Annotated in this window: 17 protein-coding genes and 1 tRNA gene; 8 read left to right on the top strand and 10 right to left on the bottom strand. The window is 71.9% G+C overall.

Annotation, left to right across the window (positions count from 1 at the left end; translation table 11 throughout):
• Positions 1-11 precede the first annotated feature (11 nt).
• On the top strand, positions 12-959 hold the full coding sequence (locus ADK65_RS29055) for an NADP-dependent oxidoreductase (protein WP_053673958.1): 948 nt from the start codon (positions 12-14) through the stop codon (positions 957-959).
• 52 nt (positions 960-1,011) lie between these two features.
• Complete coding sequence (locus ADK65_RS29050; RefSeq protein ID WP_053673957.1) at positions 1,012-1,488, top strand: hypothetical protein; 477 nt, start codon at positions 1,012-1,014, stop codon at positions 1,486-1,488.
• A gap of 31 nt (positions 1,489-1,519) precedes the next feature.
• Here the strand turns inward: ADK65_RS29050 and ADK65_RS29045 are convergent, their stop codons facing one another.
• The 4 genes from ADK65_RS29045 to ADK65_RS29030 are packed head-to-tail and all read right to left on the bottom strand — an operon-like array spanning position 1,520 to position 3,747.
• Entirely contained in the window at positions 1,520-1,855 is a 336-nt protein-coding gene (locus tag ADK65_RS29045) for a DUF202 domain-containing protein (RefSeq protein WP_053673956.1), read from the bottom strand.
• Positions 1,852-2,244 (bottom strand): YidH family protein, encoded by a 393-nt coding sequence (locus ADK65_RS29040; protein ID WP_053673955.1) that lies wholly within the window; start codon positions 2,242-2,244, stop codon positions 1,852-1,854. The genes ADK65_RS29045 and ADK65_RS29040 overlap by 4 nt, the downstream gene beginning before the upstream one ends.
• Positions 2,245-2,254: 10 nt before the next feature.
• The gene (locus ADK65_RS29035; protein WP_053673954.1) at positions 2,255-2,797 is read right to left on the bottom strand and encodes an NUDIX hydrolase; all 543 of its coding nucleotides are present in this window, start codon (positions 2,795-2,797) and stop codon (positions 2,255-2,257) included.
• Positions 2,798-2,841: 44 nt separating this feature from the next.
• Entirely contained in the window at positions 2,842-3,747 is a 906-nt protein-coding gene (locus ADK65_RS29030; RefSeq protein ID WP_053673953.1) for a DMT family transporter, read from the bottom strand.
• A 365-nt stretch (positions 3,748-4,112) separates the two neighbouring features.
• Between ADK65_RS29030 and ADK65_RS29025 the strand changes: the two genes are divergently transcribed.
• The 4 genes from ADK65_RS29025 (at position 4,113) to ADK65_RS29010 (ending at position 8,078) form a co-directional block, all read left to right on the top strand.
• The gene (locus ADK65_RS29025; RefSeq protein WP_053673952.1) at positions 4,113-5,063 is read left to right on the top strand and encodes a hypothetical protein; all 951 of its coding nucleotides are present in this window, start codon (positions 4,113-4,115) and stop codon (positions 5,061-5,063) included.
• Between the two features lie 35 nt (positions 5,064-5,098).
• Positions 5,099-6,634, top strand: a complete 1,536-nt coding sequence (locus tag ADK65_RS29020) for an APC family permease (protein ID WP_053673951.1) — start codon at positions 5,099-5,101, stop codon at positions 6,632-6,634.
• 87 nt (positions 6,635-6,721) lie between these two features.
• The gene (locus tag ADK65_RS29015; RefSeq protein ID WP_420709101.1) at positions 6,722-7,471 is read left to right on the top strand and encodes a molybdopterin-dependent oxidoreductase; all 750 of its coding nucleotides are present in this window, start codon (positions 6,722-6,724) and stop codon (positions 7,469-7,471) included.
• The gene (locus ADK65_RS29010; RefSeq protein WP_053673950.1) at positions 7,455-8,078 is read left to right on the top strand and encodes a cytochrome b/b6 domain-containing protein; all 624 of its coding nucleotides are present in this window, start codon (positions 7,455-7,457) and stop codon (positions 8,076-8,078) included. The genes ADK65_RS29015 and ADK65_RS29010 overlap by 17 nt, the downstream gene beginning before the upstream one ends.
• A gap of 146 nt (positions 8,079-8,224) precedes the next feature.
• Here the strand turns inward: ADK65_RS29010 and ADK65_RS29005 are convergent, their stop codons facing one another.
• Genes ADK65_RS29005 through ADK65_RS28990 form a run of 4 tightly spaced genes read right to left on the bottom strand, consistent with a single transcriptional unit; the run spans position 8,225 to position 12,018 of the window.
• The gene (locus ADK65_RS29005) at positions 8,225-9,256 is read right to left on the bottom strand and encodes an L-idonate 5-dehydrogenase (protein ID WP_053673979.1); all 1,032 of its coding nucleotides are present in this window, start codon (positions 9,254-9,256) and stop codon (positions 8,225-8,227) included.
• A gap of 17 nt (positions 9,257-9,273) precedes the next feature.
• Positions 9,274-10,038, bottom strand: a complete 765-nt coding sequence (locus tag ADK65_RS29000; RefSeq protein WP_053673949.1) for an SDR family oxidoreductase — start codon at positions 10,036-10,038, stop codon at positions 9,274-9,276.
• A 10-nt stretch (positions 10,039-10,048) separates the two neighbouring features.
• The gene (locus ADK65_RS28995) at positions 10,049-11,446 is read right to left on the bottom strand and encodes a gluconate:H+ symporter (RefSeq protein ID WP_053673948.1); all 1,398 of its coding nucleotides are present in this window, start codon (positions 11,444-11,446) and stop codon (positions 10,049-10,051) included.
• A 53-nt stretch (positions 11,447-11,499) separates the two neighbouring features.
• On the bottom strand, positions 11,500-12,018 hold the full coding sequence (locus ADK65_RS28990) for a gluconokinase (protein ID WP_053673947.1): 519 nt from the start codon (positions 12,016-12,018) through the stop codon (positions 11,500-11,502).
• A 138-nt stretch (positions 12,019-12,156) separates the two neighbouring features.
• Between ADK65_RS28990 and ADK65_RS28985 the strand changes: the two genes are divergently transcribed.
• A complete protein-coding gene (locus ADK65_RS28985; RefSeq protein ID WP_053673946.1) occupies positions 12,157-12,858 on the top strand; it encodes a FadR/GntR family transcriptional regulator in 702 nt (233 codons plus the stop codon).
• 6 nt (positions 12,859-12,864) lie between these two features.
• On the opposite strand, the gene ADK65_RS28980 is transcribed toward ADK65_RS28985, so the two are convergent.
• Positions 12,865-13,239 carry a YchJ family protein gene (locus ADK65_RS28980; RefSeq protein ID WP_053673978.1) on the bottom strand — a complete coding sequence of 125 codons (375 nt, stop codon included), beginning with the start codon at positions 13,237-13,239 and terminating at the stop codon, positions 12,865-12,867.
• Positions 13,240-13,303: 64 nt separating this feature from the next.
• Positions 13,304-13,388, bottom strand: a tRNA-Leu gene (locus tag ADK65_RS28975).
• A 196-nt stretch (positions 13,389-13,584) separates the two neighbouring features.
• Here ADK65_RS28975 and ADK65_RS28970 point away from each other — a divergent pair.
• Positions 13,585-14,910: a M20/M25/M40 family metallo-hydrolase gene (locus ADK65_RS28970; protein WP_031108618.1), complete on the top strand. Its 1,326-nt coding sequence runs from the start codon at positions 13,585-13,587 to the stop codon at positions 14,908-14,910.
• Positions 14,911-14,974: the final 64 nt, after the last annotated feature.

The raw sequence follows: 14,974 nt of genomic DNA, 5'->3' as shown, positions 1-14,974 counted from the left end.
AGGTCAAAGCCATGAAGGCCATCAGCTACTCACGGTACGGCGGTCCCGAGGCGCTGGCGTTCGGGGAGGTGCGCGATCCGAAGGTCGGCCCCGACGCGGTGCTGGTCAAGGTGCGGGCGGCGTCCGTGAACCCCGTCGACTGGAAGTGCCGGGAGGGGTATCTCGACGGGATCCTCGCCCCCGTCTTCCCCGTGGTGCCCGGCTGGGACGTCTCGGGCGTCGTCGTGCGGCCGGGGGTGGCCGTCTCGGAGTTCGGCGTCGGGGACGAGGTCATCGGGTACGTGCGCGAGGACTTCCTCTCCCGCGGCACCTTCGCCGAGTACGTGGCCGCACCCCTGCGCACCCTCGCGCGCAAGCCGCGCAACCTCTCCTTCGAGGAGGCGGCCGGGTTGCCGCTGGTCGGTCTCACCGCCTACCAGATGCTGGTCAAGGTGCTCCAGGTGAAGCGGGGCGAGACCGTGCTGGTGCATGCAGCGGCCGGCGGCGTCGGATCGATCGCCGTCCAGCTCGGCGTGCACCTCGGCGCCAGGGTGATCGGTACGGCGAGCGAGTCCAACCACGACTTCGTGCGGAGCCTGGGCGGGGAGCCGGTGGTGTACGGCGAGGGCCTGGGCGAGCGGGTGCGCGGACTGGCCCCGGAGGGCGTGGACGCGGTGTTCGACACCGTCGGCGGGGACGCCCTGAAGGTGTCGGCGAACCTGCTGGCGCCCGAGGGCTGCCTGGCGTCGATCGCCGACAACGACGTCGTGACCTACGGCGGCCGCTACTACTTCGTCCGCCCCGACGCCGAGGACCTGCGGCGCCTGGCCGGCCTGGCGGAACAGGGCGTGATCAGCGTGCACATCGACGAGACGTTCCCCCTGGAGCGGGCCGCCGACGCGCACCGGCTGAGCCAGGAGGGCCGCACCCGCGGCAAGATCGTGGTGACGGTGGACTGGGAGAGCGAGGGTGAGGCATAGGCTCAGGAGCGCCGGCCCGGGACGGCCGGGCCTCCGAGGCAGAAGGGGCCCCGTGGCCGTGGAGAAGAACGCGGTGTTCACCCTGCCGCGAGGCGCCACGGGCTTCTTCCGGCCGAAGGACGGGCCGTTGCCGGAAAGCGACCCGCGGGCGTTCCGGGCAGCGCTGTACGCGGCCGCCCGGGCGGCCGGTGGCCGGGTGGGCGAGATGGAGGAACAGGCATACCCCCGTTCGTTCCACACCGCGACGGTCGTCGAGGCCGCCGGCGAGCGCGCCGTCCTCTGTCACGCACACCACCCCTGGATCGCCTTCGCCGGGGAACGCCGGGACTGGTACACCGACGAGTTCCGCTCGCCGCCACCGTGGGCCGGGGCCTTCGCAGACCTGGGATTCACGGTGCTCGACCGCGCACAGCTCACCCTGCCGCTCCCCGACGTCGACACCTCGGTCCTGACCCGGGACGAGTGGCGCCAGGTGCGTCTCCACGGGCTCACCACACTGGGCGGGGTGCTGTTCAACGCGTGGGACTGACCTCCCGGCAGGGCTGGGTGCCGGACGCAGGTCAGAGCACGAGGGCCGCCCCGCACACCGCCATCGCCACCGTGCACAGCACCGCGGCCGCCGCGTGCCGGGGCGCGAACGCCCTGGGGGTCGCTGCCATCGCGAGAGCGCGGATACGCAGGTGGGCGACGCTCAGGAAGCCCAGCCAGAGCACACAGCACACGGCGCAGGCGACGATCCCGGCAGCGGAGGCCCCGCCGTGCAGCACCGTCTTCACGGCGAGCACGGCGACGACCGTGCCCGACAGGGTCGTGCGCCGCCACGCGAGCCGGGTCCGCTCCGGCTGCAGTCCGGGGTCGCGGTCGGGGTCCCGCTGCCGGACGGCCGGACCGCTCACCCCTCCCACCCCACCAGCACCACCACGACCATGGCCACGGCCACGACCGCGACGACCAGGCTCAGCAGTGCCGGGAACCGGGACACCGGCAGGTCCTCGCCGCGGCGCATGGCCCGCTCGCAGCGCACCCAGTGGTTGACCGCCCGCAGCGAGCACAGCACGCCCGCGGCCAGCAGCGCGAGCGCCAGCCCGACCCGCCAGCCCCAGCGCAGGTCCGGCAGGAACTGGTCCACGGCGAATCCGCCGCCGATCAGCGCGAGCGCCGTGCGCACCCAGGCGAGGAAGGTGCGTTCGTTCGCCAGCGAGAACCGGTAGTCGGGCGTCTCGCCGTCCTCCCTGACCTCCGCGGGCGCGAACCACAACCGGACGTTCCGTACGAACTCGATCACGTGCGCGACCCTACCCGGGCGCCCCGTCGAGCCCCCGCGAGCCGGCCGACCGGAACGCCCTGAGCCGCTCGTACGCCGCGAGCCCGTCCGGCACCCACGCCCAGTCGGCCAGGCGCCGCTCGACCTCGGCCTCGGACAGGAAGTCGTGCCAGGCCACCTCCTCGGCCTGCGGCCGCACCGGGAGCTCGCAGCGGACCTCGTAGACCGCCGACCACCAGGTCCGGCCGGAGCCGTTGTCGTACAGGAACGTGAAGAGGTGCCGCGGCCGCGGCAGACCGGTCACTCCGAGTTCCTCCTCGGCCTCGCGCAGGGCGGCGGCGTCGTAGGACTCGCCGGCGCCGACGACTCCGCCGACGAACATATCGTGGAGGGAGGGAAAGACCAGCTTGGTCGGGGTGCGCCGGTGCACGAAGATCCGGCCCTCGGCGTCCCGGGCCTGGACGAAGACGCACCGGTGGCGCAGCCCGAGGGCGTAGGCCTCGCCGCGTGGGGCCTGCCCGATGACCTGGTCGTTCTCGTCGACGATGTCGAGGATCTCGTCAGCAGCGCTCATGCCCTCATCCAAGCAGGGCAGGGGACGCCGGCGGGGCAGGGCCCTCAGGGTGAGGCCGGGCTCACCGCGGGTGTGTTCACACGGGCCCGTTCCGGTGCGCCGTGCGGCATCGCCGGGTGCATGCCCAGCAGCACGATCCCGGCGACGACTGCCAGCAGGCCACCGGCCTCCCAGCTCAGGGCCACCGCGTCGGTGCGCAGCCGGTCGCCCAGGAAGCCGACGCCGCACACGATCCCGGCGAGCGGCTGGGCCGCGGTCAGGGCGGGCAGCGACTTGCGCAGGGACGCGGTCTCGAACGCGCTCTGTACGAGGACCAGCCCCGTGACCCCGAGCGCGATCACCGCGTACGGCTCCCAGCCGGTGAGCAGCTCGGCGAAGCCGCCGTCGGAGACCTTCTGCCCGCTGACCCTGGTCAGCGCGTCCTGCACGCCGTAAAGCAGCCCGGCGGCCAGGGCCAGCAGCACCGGACCCGAACTCAGCCGGGACCGCTTGCCGCGGGTCGTGAGCAGCAAGGCGAGCCCGATCATGATCCCGATGATCAGCCACTGCCGCACCGGATCGGCCGTGGCCGCGCCGCCCTCCGGCCGGCCCGCCACGATGAACGCGGTCACGCCGCCGGCCAGCAGGAAGAGGCCCGCCCAGCCCTGGCGGCCCAAGGGCTGCCGGCTCTGCCGGCGGGAGAGCGCCAGCGCGAAGAGCAGGTTCGTCGCCAGCAGCGGCTCCACCAGGGACAGCTCGCCCTGCCCCAGCGCGGCCGCGCCCAGGCCCATGCCGGCCACCATCAGCGCGATGCCGCCGAGCCAGCGCGGCACCTTCACGAGGTCGAGCAGCAGCCGGAAGGAGAGGAAATCGCTCAGCGGGGCCCGCTGAGCCGCGCTCTGCTGGAGGACGAAGCCGAAGCCGAGACAGCAGGCGGCACCCAGGGCGAGCGCCAGGACTGGAACCGACACGCGGTGTACCTCGATCGTCAGGTCGGGTTCACGGTTGCGTAGGGGCCGACTGTACCGGCCGGCTCCACCCGGCGCGCCCGTACGTCCTGCCATCGTCGGGGGCGGTGACAGCTCACGCTATGACGTACGTCACAAAGGACGTAACGGAAAAATCGGATGCGGCTCACAGGCGCCTCTGCCGCCTCCTGAATCACAAAAGGCTCACAAGTGGCGGCAGTTGACGCGTGTAACACCCCGACGGCTCTTGACGGCGACCATTGGCTGGGGGTTGGCTGTGCGTGATCAGCCCATGGCGATGCGCACATGCGCGCTCCTTCTGCCGCCGTGAGCCGAAACACCAGAAGAGCGCGTGAGGAAGTCCCGCGGTGTCCCCACCCCCGCCTCCCCTCGGCCGTGGCCGCAGACGTGCGGCGCAGGCCTTCGACGAGGCCCTCGACGACGCCGAACTCGTGGCCGCGCGCGCCGCACTGGCGCAGGGCCGCTGGCAGAACACCCGTTCCCTGCTGGTGCACACCGGGGACGACTGGGACCGGCGGGCCCACCGCGTCACCGTTCTCGCCCGGGAGTCCTCCTGCGCCGCCTGGGCCCGGGAGTGGCTCCTGGCCGAACCCGAGTCCGCCGACGCCGCCGTGCTGCTCGCCCTGGCCCAGGTCCGGCGCGCGCTGCAGGGGAAGGCCAAACCCGACCACGCCCGTGAGGCGTGCCGGACCGCCGCCGCCCGGGTCCCCGCCGACCCCACCCCCTGGCTGGGCCTGCTCATGCTGGAGTGCGCGATCGGCGGTGACGAGGACGCCGTCCGCAGCTTCGAGGCGGTACGCGGCCGGTACACCGACCACCACCACGCCCACCACCTGATGGTGGCCCGGCTCGCCACCCGCCGCACCGAGGCCGGCCCGGACCCGCTGCACGAGGTCTACGACTTCGCCAACTGGGCCGCCGAACAAGCACCCGCCGACTCCCCGCTCGCGATCCTGCCCGTCATCGCGCACGCCGAGCGCTACCGCGCGCTGGCCGCCGCCGGGCACGAAAGCGCCGACCCGGCCGCCTCCGGCCACTGGACGGGCCGCCGCGCCCGGCAGGTCATGAAAGCCGCCTTCGACTGGTGGCTGGAGTGGGAGCTGGAGGGGCACCCGCGGCGGCTGATCGACCTGAACTTCCTCGCCCACGCCAAATTCTGCGAGGGGCGGGGAGCCGAGGCCGCCGCCCTCTTCCACCGGATCGGCCGGCACGCCACCCCGGCCCCCTGGTCGTACCCGCACCGCGACCCGCACACCGCTTTCGCCGCCGCCCGCGCCGCCGCGCTGGGCACGGCCTGACGCCCCCCGCCCCGAAGAGTGAGGACGCTCCCCCGATGACCACGGACAGTTCGAGAACGAGCCCATCCGCCTCCGGCGGCATCAGTACGTTCAAAGGGCAGGAGCGCGCCCTGCGGGCGGACCGGCTCGGCACCGGGGGACTGCTGCTCTCCGTCCTCGCGGCGACCGCCCCGCTCATGGTCGTCGCGGGTGTCATGCCCACCACATACGCGGTGATGGGAATCGTCGGCCAGCCGCTGCTCTTCGTCATCCTCGGTGTCGTCCTGATCCTGTTCAGCGTCGGATACGCCGAGATGAGCCGCCACGTCCACAACGCCGGCGCCTTCTACGCCTACATCCGCCGGGGCCTCGGAGCCACCGCGGGCGCGAGCGCCGCCCTGGTCGCCCTCGTCGCCTACAACGCGCTCCAGGTCGGCATCTACGGCATCTTCGGCTTCGAGGTCTCCGGACTCCTCGCCACCTACGCCGACCTGAAGATCGCCTGGTGGATACCGGCGCTCGTGGCCGCGCTCGCCGTCGGGCTGCTGGGCTGGCTCAAGATCGACGTCAACGCCCGCGTGCTCGGAGTGCTGCTGGTCATCGAGGTGCTCCTGGTCGTCGTCTTCGACGTGGCCGCCCTGGCCGACCCCGGCAAGGAGGGCCTGTCGCTGCACGCCTTCGACCCCGACACCCTCACCGGCGCCGGTGTCGGCACCGCGCTGTGCTTCTGCATCGCCGCGTTCCTCGGCTTCGAGCAGGCCCCGGTCTACGCCGAGGAGACCAGCCGCCCGCACGTCCTGGTGCCGCGCGTGATGTTCCTCGCCGTCGGCGGGGTCGCCGTCTTCTTCGCCCTCAGCAGCTGGGCCCTCACCGTCGCCACCGGCCCCGCCGCCATCGTCGGCACGGCCCGGAAGCAGAGCGCCGGGCTGCTGTTCTTCCTCACCGAGTCCCGCCTCGGCGGCACCTTCACGGACGCCCTGCACGTCCTGTTCGTCACCGGCATGTTCGCCGCGCTGCTCAGCTTCCACAACGTCGTCGCCCGCTACGCCTTCGCCATGGGCCGCGAGGGCCTGCTGCCCGCCGCCTTCGGCCGCACCAGCGGCAGCAGCGGCGCACCCGGCACCGGCTCGCTGCTCCAGACCGCCGTGGCCGTGGTGGTCGTGGCCGCCTTCGCGATCGCCGACGACAAGCCGGTCGGCGACCCGACCGCGCCCGTCCTGCAGCTGTTCACCTGGTTCGGCAACGTCGGAGCCCTCGGCGTGATCGTGCTGATGGCGGCGGCGTCCCTGTCCGTCGTGGTCTTCTTCGTCCGCCGCGGCGCCGCCGCCGCCCAGGCCTGGCGGCTGGTCACGTCCGCACTGGCGGGCATCGCCCTGCTGGTGATCGCCGGTTACACGGTGAAGGACTTCGAGGTGCTGGTCGGCGCCGGCCCCGACTCCTCGCTGAGCTGGGTGCTTCCCGGCATCATCGGCCTGGCCGCGCTCGCGGGCGTGGTCCTCGGCGTGGTGCTGCGCGCCCGCGCCCCCGAGAGGCACGCCCGGATCGGCCTCGGCAACGAGGCGTTCCAGCTGGACAAGGCGGCCTCCTCCTGAGGCGGCTCCCGTAAGAAGTGGTTACGGAAGTCTGACGCGCACCCGCGAGCCCTGTCGTACCGGGGCCGCGGGTGTTCGAATGAGTACGTGAACGAGGACGTACCCAAGGGTGTGAGCGACGAACACCCCGAAGAACGGGGCACCCCGATCGGCCGCCGCGTCTTCCTCGGCACCCTGGCCCTGGGTGCCGTCGGCGTGGTCGCGGCCCCGCCGCTGCAACGCGGCCTGGAGCGCTTCCTCGGCGGCGCGGCCGACAACGACCCCACCGGCCTGACCGGCCTGCTCCCCAACGGCGGCGGCTTCCGCTACTACTCGGTCGCCTCGTCCGTCCCGCGCAAGACCGCAGGCAACTACCGCCTCACCGTGAACGGCCTGGTCGACCGCCCCGCGACGTACACCCTGGACGACCTGAGAGCCCTGCCCCAGACCCGCATGGTCCGCGACGTCCAGTGCGTCACGGGCTGGCGCGTCCCCGACACCCCCTTCGAGGGCGTACGCCTCTCCCGGCTCCTGGACGCGGCCCGGCTCCGCCCCACGGCCAAGGCGATCCGCTTCACCTGCTTCGACGGCACGTACACCGAGAGCCTCACCCTCGACCAGGCCCGTCGCGCGGACGTCCTGGTCGCCCTGCGCATGCAGGACAAGGACCTCGGCCACTCCCACGGCGGCCCGGTCCGCCTCTACGTGGCGCCCATGTACTTCTACAAGTCCGCCAAGTGGCTCTCCGGCATCACCGTCACCGACGAGGTCCGGCCGGGCTACTGGGAGGAGCGCGGCTACGACGTCGACGCCTGGGTGGGCCGCTCGAACGGACGCGACGATGACCCTACGAGCTGACACGCCCCCGGCCACGGCCCGAGTGCGCCGCTTCACCCCGCTGCAGCGCTGGATCCACCGCACCACCGCCGCGCTGATGGGCGTCTGCGTCGGCACGGCGGCCTGCCTCTACCTCCCCCAGCTCGCCGAACTCGTCGGCCGCCGCGACCTGGTCGTCACCCTGCACCAGTGGTCGGGCCTCGCGCTGCCCGTCCCCGTCCTGGCCGGCCTCGCCTCCCGGGTCTTTCGCGCCGACCTCGGCCGCCTCAACCGCTTCGGCCCGCACGACCGCACCTGGCTGCGCGCCGCCCTGCACCGCGACAAACGCCCCGCGTCACGCCCCGCCGCCAAGTACAACGCGGGGCAGAAGCTCTACGCCGCCTGGATCGCCGGCGCCACCCTGGTCATGCTCGCCACGGGCCTGATGATGTGGTTCACCCACCTCACGCCGCTCCTCTGGCGCACCAGCGCCACCTTCGTCCACGACTGGCTGGCCCTGACCATCGGCATCGTCCTGGCCAGCCACATCGGCATGGCGCTGGCGGACCCGGAATCGAGAAGGGGCATGCGCACGGGCGAGGTGGCCAGAGAGTGGGCAGACAGAGAGCACCCTCTATGGCGCCGGTAGCCGTGTGCCCCAGGGGCGCGGCAAACTGCGCGATCGACAACAACGCACCAGCACCTCAGAAGGCGCCCGCAGTCCCTCACCCCAGGGGCGCGGGGAACTGCGCGAACAACCACGACGCACCCGCACCCGCCGAACGGCATACACCCCTACGACGAAGGCGCGAAATCCAACAGCACCTTGCACGACCGACTCCGGTCAGCGGCCAGAGCAAACGCCGACTCGACCTCCCCCACGGGAACCACCGCACTGATCAGCCCGTCGAACGCAGGCACCCCGGCGAGCAGAGTCAGCGCGTCATCGAACTCCCCGTCGAAGCGGAACGCCCCCCGCAGCTCGATCTCCCGGCTCACCACCAGGTTCCCGGCGAACGGACTGTGCCCCGCCGGCAGCATCCCCAGCTGCACCACGACGCCACCCCGCCGCACCCGCCGCAGACACGTGTCCAGCCCCGCGGCCACCCCGGACGCCTCCACGGCCACATCGACCTCCCCGGGCCATCCACGGTCATCGGGATCATCAGCCCTGACGACCGTCCCCGCCCCGGCGATCCGCGCGTACTCCAACGCCTCGGGCAGCAGGTCCGACACCGTCACCTGCGCGGCCCCCGCCGCCTTCGCCGCCGCGACCACCAGGCACCCGATGGGCCCGGCGCCCGTCACCAGCACATGCCGCCCCGCCACCTCCCCGGCCCGCCGCACCGCGTGCAGAGCGACCGCCAAGGGCTCGGCCAGCGCCGCCCGCCGCAGCCCCAGACCGTCCGGCAGCGCCCGCACCTGCCCGGACGGCACGACCACCCGATCCGCGAAACCCCCCTGCACGTGCGGAAACCGCGCCGCACTCCCGAGATACCGGGTGTCCCGGCAGACGTTGCGCCGCCCGGCCCCGCACTCCGGGCACACCCCGCACGGCGTGGCCGGATGCACGGCGACCGCGGTACCCGGAGCCGGTCCCGCGCCACCGGGGCCGTACGTCACCACCGTCCCCACGACCTCGTGCCCGAGCACCATCGGCTCGCGCAGCCGGAAGTCACCGACTCCGCCGTGCCGCCAGTAGTGCAGATCCGACCCGCACACCCCGCCGTACCGCACGGCGATCAGCGCCTGCCCCGGCCCCGGCTCCGGCACCGGCAGCTCCGCCACCCGCAGATCACCCTGACCGTGGATCACACAACCCAGCATGGAAGCCTCCCGGCAGGTCACAGCACGCTCGTCATACCGCCGTCGACATACAGCACCTGTCCGCTGACGAAGTCCGCCGCGGGGGAGGCGAGGAACAGCACCCCGCCCACCAGGTCCTGCGTACGCCCCCAGCGCCCGGCGGGTGTGCGCCGCCGCACCCAGGAGCTGAACTCCTCGTCCTCCACCAGCGGCCGGGTCAGTTCGGTCTCGATGTAGCCCGGCCCCAGCCCGTTGACCTGCACCCCGTACGGCCCCCAGTCCGCGCACATGCCCTTGGTGAGCATCTTGAGCGCGCCCTTGGTGGCGGCGTACGGGGCGATCCCGGGCCGTACCACCTCGCTCTGCAGCGAACAGATGTTGATGATCTTCCCGTGGCCGCGTTCCGTCATCCGGCGCGCCGCCTCCCGGCCGACCAGGAAGGCACTGGTCAGATTGGTGTCCAGGATCCGGTGCCAGTCGGACTCGCCGAACTCCAGCAGCGGGGCCCGCAGTTGCATGCCCGCGTTGTTGACGAGGATGTCGAGCGGGCCCACCCGCTCCTCGACCTCGGCGACCCCCGAGGCCACCGAGCGTCCGTCGGTCACGTCGAACGCGGCCGTGTGCACCCGGTCGCCGGGCAGCCCGGCGGCGGCCTCGGCGAGCCGGGCCCCGTCACGTCCGTTCAGGACGACCGTGCAGCCGGCCTCCGCCAGACCGCGCGCGAGAGCGAGTCCGATGCCCCGGCTGGATCCGGTGACCAGGGCGGTGCGGCCGCCGATGTCGAAGAGGGGATGAGCCGTCATCGCCGTACTCCTAGATCACGAGGGACAACAGCAGGACCAGGCCCCCGGCGACCACCGAGATGATCGTCTCCATCACGGACCAGGTCTTGATGTTCTGGCCGACGCTCAGCCCGAAGTACTCCTTCACCAGCCAGAACCCGGCGTCGTTGACGTGACTGAAGAAGAGCGAGCCGGCGCCGATGGCGAGGACGAGCAGGGCGGCGTGCGTGGTCGACATGTCGGCCGCGAGCGGGGCGACCAGACCGGCCGCCGAGACCGTGGCCACGGTCGCCGAACCCGTCGCGAGGCGGATCACCACCGCGATCAGCCAGGCCAGCAGCAGCGCGGGGATGGCCCAGTCCTTGGAGACGTCCAAGACCATCTGGCCCACACCGGTGTCGATCAGCGTCTGCTTGAAGCCGCCGCCCGCGCCGACGATCAGCAGGATGCCCGCGATCGGCATGAGGCTCTTCTCGACGAGCGGGGAGAGCCGCTCCTTGGAGAACCCGGCGGGCCGCAGCAGCGTGAAGATGCCGACCAACACCGAGGCGAGCAGGGCGATCAGCGGGGCGCCGATGACGTCGAAGACGCGCTGCGCCGGGTTCTCGGGGTCGTCGACCACGATGTCGACCAGCGCCTTGGCGAGCATGAGGATCACCGGGAGCAGCACCGTGAACAGCGTGGCACCGAAGCCGGGGCGCCTGTCGAGCTCCTCGGAGGGGCGCTGCGGGATCATCTTCTCGGGAGCCGGGACGTCGACCCAGCGGGCCGCGTACTTCGAGAACACCGGGCCGGCGATGATCACGGTCGGTATGGCGACCAGGACACCGAGCGCCAGCGTCACACCGAGGTCCGCCCCGACGGCGTCGATCGCGACCAGCGGACCTGGGTGCGGCGGCACCAGCCCGTGCATCACGGACAGGCCCGCGAGCGCCGGGATGCCGATGCGCATCAGCGAGTAGTTGCCGCGCTTGGCCACCATCAGCACGACCGGGATCAGCAGCACGATGCCGACCTCGAAGAACAGCGGCAGCCCGATCACGGAGGCGATCAGCACCATCGCCCACGGCATCGACCGCCCGCCGGCCTTGGCGAGGATGGTGTCGACGATCTGGTCGGCGCCGCCGGAGTCGGCGAGCATCTTGCCGAGGATCGCCCCGAGGGCGATCAGCACACCGACGCCGGCGACCGTGGTGCCGAGTCCTGCGCTGAAGCTGGTGAGCACCTTGTCCAGCGGCGCCCCGGCGATCGCGCCGAGCGCCAGTGACCCGATGGTCAGCGACAGAAAGGCGTGCAGCTTGAACTTCGTGATGAGCAGGACGATGACGGCGATGCCCGCCAGGACGGCGATGCCCAGCTGAGCGTGGCCGGCCGAGGTGATCGGCTCGGGTGCGTCCGCTGCCAGCATCTCGACGCTGAGTCTGGTCACGGGTGGGTTCCCTTGCGTTGGGGGAGTAGGGGAGGGGAAGCGGCCGGCAGGGGCTACCGGACGGGTTCGGGGAGGTCCTCCAGAGCGAGCGCCGCCCGCCGGGTGATCTCCTCCGGACTGCCCGAGACGTTCACCTCGACCCCCGCCTCGTCCGCCTCCAGGGGCTGGAGCGTGGCGAACTGGGAGTCGAGCAGCGCCGTGGGCATGAAGTGCCCCTGCCGGTGCGACATCCGGTCCTCGATCAGCGCGCGGTCACCGGCGAGGTGCACGAAGACCACGCCGGGTGCGGCGGCCCGCAGCCGGTCGCGGTACGACCGCTTCAGCGCCGAGCAGCTGACCACCCCGCCGAGCCCCGCCCGCCCGTGCGCCCACGCGCCGATGGAGTCGAGCCACGGCAGGCGGTCCTCGTCGGTGAGCGGGGTACCGGCCGACATCTTGGCGATGTTGGCCGGCGGGTGGAAGTCGTCGCCCTCGGCGTAGGGAACGCCGATCCGGGCCGCGAGCAGGGGACCGATGGTGGTCTTGCCGGTGCCCGCTACGCCCATGACCACGACGACGTGGGGGGTCTTCATCGCTGCCTCACTGTCTGCTGTCCGCGGTCGACACGTGATGTCGACGCCACTGAAACCCATTAGGTACGACGAATTCAAGAGCTCGTCACTAATAAGTCTGACTTTTTGTCTCCGTGATCTACCCCGTACGCTGAGTGCATGACCACACCGGGCCGGGGGCTGCACGGCCGTGTACTGGACACCCTCGGCCCCGAGATCACAGCGGGTGAGTACCCGCCGGGCAGTGTCCTGCGCACCGACGAGCTCGCTCAGCGTTTCGACGTGTCGCGCTCCGTGATGCGCGAGGCGGTTCGGGTGCTGGAGTCCATGTACCTGGTGGAGTCCCGCCGCCGCGTCGGCGTCACGGTCCGCCCGAAGTCCGAGTGGAACGTCTACGACCCGCAGGTCATCCGCTGGCGGCTGGCCGGCGCGGACCGCCCCCGGCAGCTGCGGTCCCTCACGGTGCTGCGCTCGGCGATCGAACCGGTCGCGGCCGGCCTCGCCGCCCGGCACGCCACGGCGGAGCAGTGCGCCGAGCTCACCGAATGCGCCCTCGGCATGGTCGCCCACTCGCGCGGTCACAAGCTGGAGGGCTACCTCCTGCACGACGTCGCCTTCCACCGCGTCGTCCTGGAGGCATCCGGCAACGAGATGTTCGCCCGTCTCGGCGACGTCGTCGCCGAGGTCCTGACCGGCCGCACCCAGCACGACGTGATGTTCGAGGATCCCGACCCGGCCGCCGTCACCCTGCACGTCCAGGTCGCGGAGGCGGTCCGCGCGGGAGACGCCGCCCGCGCGGAGGAACTGACCCGCGAGATCACGGTCGGCGCCCTCCAGGAACTCGACATCCTGGCGCCGTAGCACCCGCTACGCGGGGAACTCCCCGTCGACGTACACCCAGGCCCCGTCGACCCGCTCGAACCGGCTCCGCTCGTGCAGCGACCCGCCCCGGTGCGACGCCCGGAACTCCACGGTCCCGGTGGTGTGGAACGCCGAGCCGCCGCTCGCGCCCAGGATCTCCAGCCCGGTCCATCGCATACCCGGATCCAGCTCCAGCGTCCCGGGCCGCGTCCGCGGATGCCAGGTCCGCAGCAGGTAGGCCGCGTCCCCCTGCACGAAGGCGCAGTACCGCGACCGCATCAACGCCTCGGCGGTCGGCGCCGCGGAGGCCCCGGAGTGGAACCGACCGCAGCACGCGTCGTAGGCCTCGGGGAGCCCGCAGGGGCAGGAACGCCTGGTCATGGTCACCTCTGTCACGGAAACGCCTGAGGGCCGTGACCTCGCGGTCACGGCCCTCAGCCTCAAGTGTCCGAGGGGGGACTTGAACCCCCACGCCCGATAAAGGGCACTAGCACCTCAAGCTAGCGCGTCTGCCATTCCGCCACCCGGACAAGGTGTCTGTCGCGTGGGTTCTCCCCGCGGCGACGACGTAAACATTACCAGGCTTTCCGGGGTGGCCGATCACCCCCCGTCCGCGCCCCGGCGAGGCGTGAACGGCGTGTGACGGGCCGGGAGCGCTCTTGGGGCGCGGGCCGGGGAGAGAGAGGATGAGGGGGACCCACCAGCAGTGACACCGGGAGGAAGCACGTGAGCGAGACGGACACGGCCAGGAGCGTCACCGGCGAGGACGAGGTCGTGGACCTCTGCCGCGAGCTGATCCAGATCGACACCAGCAACTACGGCGACCACTCGGGTCCGGGCGAGCGGAAGGCGGCCGAGTACGTCGCCGAGAAGCTCGCCGAGGTCGGACTCGAACCGCAGATCTTCGAGTCGCACCCGGGCCGCGCCTCCACGGTGGCCCGGATCGAGGGCGAGGACCCCTCCCGGCCCGCGCTCCTCATCCACGGTCACACCGACGTCGTGCCGGCCAACGCCGACGACTGGACCCACCACCCCTTCTCCGGCGAGGTCGCCGACGGCTGCGTGTGGGGCCGCGGGGCCGTCGACATGAAGGACATGGACGCGATGACCCTGGCGGTCGTCCGTGACCGACTGCGCAGCGGTCGCAAGCCCCCGCGCGACATCGTCCTCGCGTTCCTCGCCGACGAGGAGGCGGGCGGCACCTACGGCGCCAAGCACCTCGTGCGCAAGCACCCCGAGCTGTTCGAGGGCGTCACCGAGGCGATCAGCGAGGTGGGTGGGTTCTCGTTCACCGTCAGCGAGCAGCGGCGGCTCTACATGATCCAGACGGCCGAGAAGGGCATGCACTGGATGAAGCTCACCGTGGCCGGCACCGCCGGGCATGGATCGATGATCCACCGGGACAACGCGATCACCGAGCTGTCGGAGGCCGTCGCGCGGCTCGGGCGGCACAAGTTCCCGGTGCGGGTCACCAAGACCACCCGGGCCTTCCTCGACGAACTCGGTGACGCGCTCGGCACCGAACTCGACCCGGAGGACATGGAGTCGACCCTCGTCAGGCTCGGCGGCATCGCCAAGTTCATCGGCGCGACCCTGAGCAACACGGCCAATCCGACGCAGCTCGGCGCGGGCTACAAGGTCAACGTCATCCCGGGTGAGGCGACCGCCCACGTCGACGGACGGTTCCTGCCCGGCCACGAGGAGGAGTTCCTCGCCGACCTCGACCGCATCCTCGGCCCGAACGTGCGCCGTGAGGACGTGCACGCCGACAAGGCCGTGGAGACCACCTTCGACGGGGCGCTCGTGGGGGCGATGCAGTCCGCGCTGCTGGCCGAGGACCCGACCGCCAAGGCGATCCCCTACATGCTCTCGGGCGGGACGGACGCCAAGTCCTTCGACGACCTGGGCATCCGGGGCTTCGGCTTCGTGCCGCTGAAGCTGCCGCCGGAGCTGGACTTCGCCGGCATGTTCCACGGCGTGGACGAGCGGGTGCCGGTGGAGGGCCTGCAGTTCGGCGTGCGGGTGCTCGACCGCTTCATCGACCTGTCCTGAGCCAGCCCTGCGAAAACGCCGGTATTCGCTCGCGCGTACGGAATCGACTGGGAAGAGTGAATGC

Source organism: Streptomyces sp. NRRL B-1140, assembly GCF_001280065.1.
In the GTDB taxonomy this organism is placed as follows: Bacteria; Actinomycetota; Actinomycetes; order Streptomycetales; family Streptomycetaceae; genus Streptomyces.
This window is presented reverse-complemented; position numbering and strand designations above follow the sequence as displayed.

Excerpts from the sequence above, each read along its gene's own strand:
- ADK65_RS29055 (WP_053673958.1), top strand. The coding sequence starts at position 12 with ATGAAGGCCATCAGCTACTCACGGTACGGCGGTCCCGAGGCGCTGGCG.
- ADK65_RS29035 (WP_053673954.1), bottom strand. The coding sequence starts at position 2,797 with ATGAGCGCTGCTGACGAGATCCTCGACATCGTCGACGAGAACGACCAG.
- ADK65_RS29020 (WP_053673951.1), top strand. The coding sequence starts at position 5,099 with ATGACCACGGACAGTTCGAGAACGAGCCCATCCGCCTCCGGCGGCATC.
- ADK65_RS29010 (WP_053673950.1), top strand. The coding sequence starts at position 7,455 with ATGACCCTACGAGCTGACACGCCCCCGGCCACGGCCCGAGTGCGCCGC.
- ADK65_RS29005 (WP_053673979.1), bottom strand. The coding sequence starts at position 9,256 with ATGCTGGGTTGTGTGATCCACGGTCAGGGTGATCTGCGGGTGGCGGAG.
- ADK65_RS29000 (WP_053673949.1), bottom strand. The coding sequence starts at position 10,038 with ATGACGGCTCATCCCCTCTTCGACATCGGCGGCCGCACCGCCCTGGTC.
- ADK65_RS28990 (WP_053673947.1), bottom strand. The coding sequence starts at position 12,018 with ATGAAGACCCCCCACGTCGTCGTGGTCATGGGCGTAGCGGGCACCGGC.
- ADK65_RS28985 (WP_053673946.1), top strand. The coding sequence starts at position 12,157 with ATGACCACACCGGGCCGGGGGCTGCACGGCCGTGTACTGGACACCCTC.
- ADK65_RS28980 (WP_053673978.1), bottom strand. The coding sequence starts at position 13,239 with ATGACCAGGCGTTCCTGCCCCTGCGGGCTCCCCGAGGCCTACGACGCG.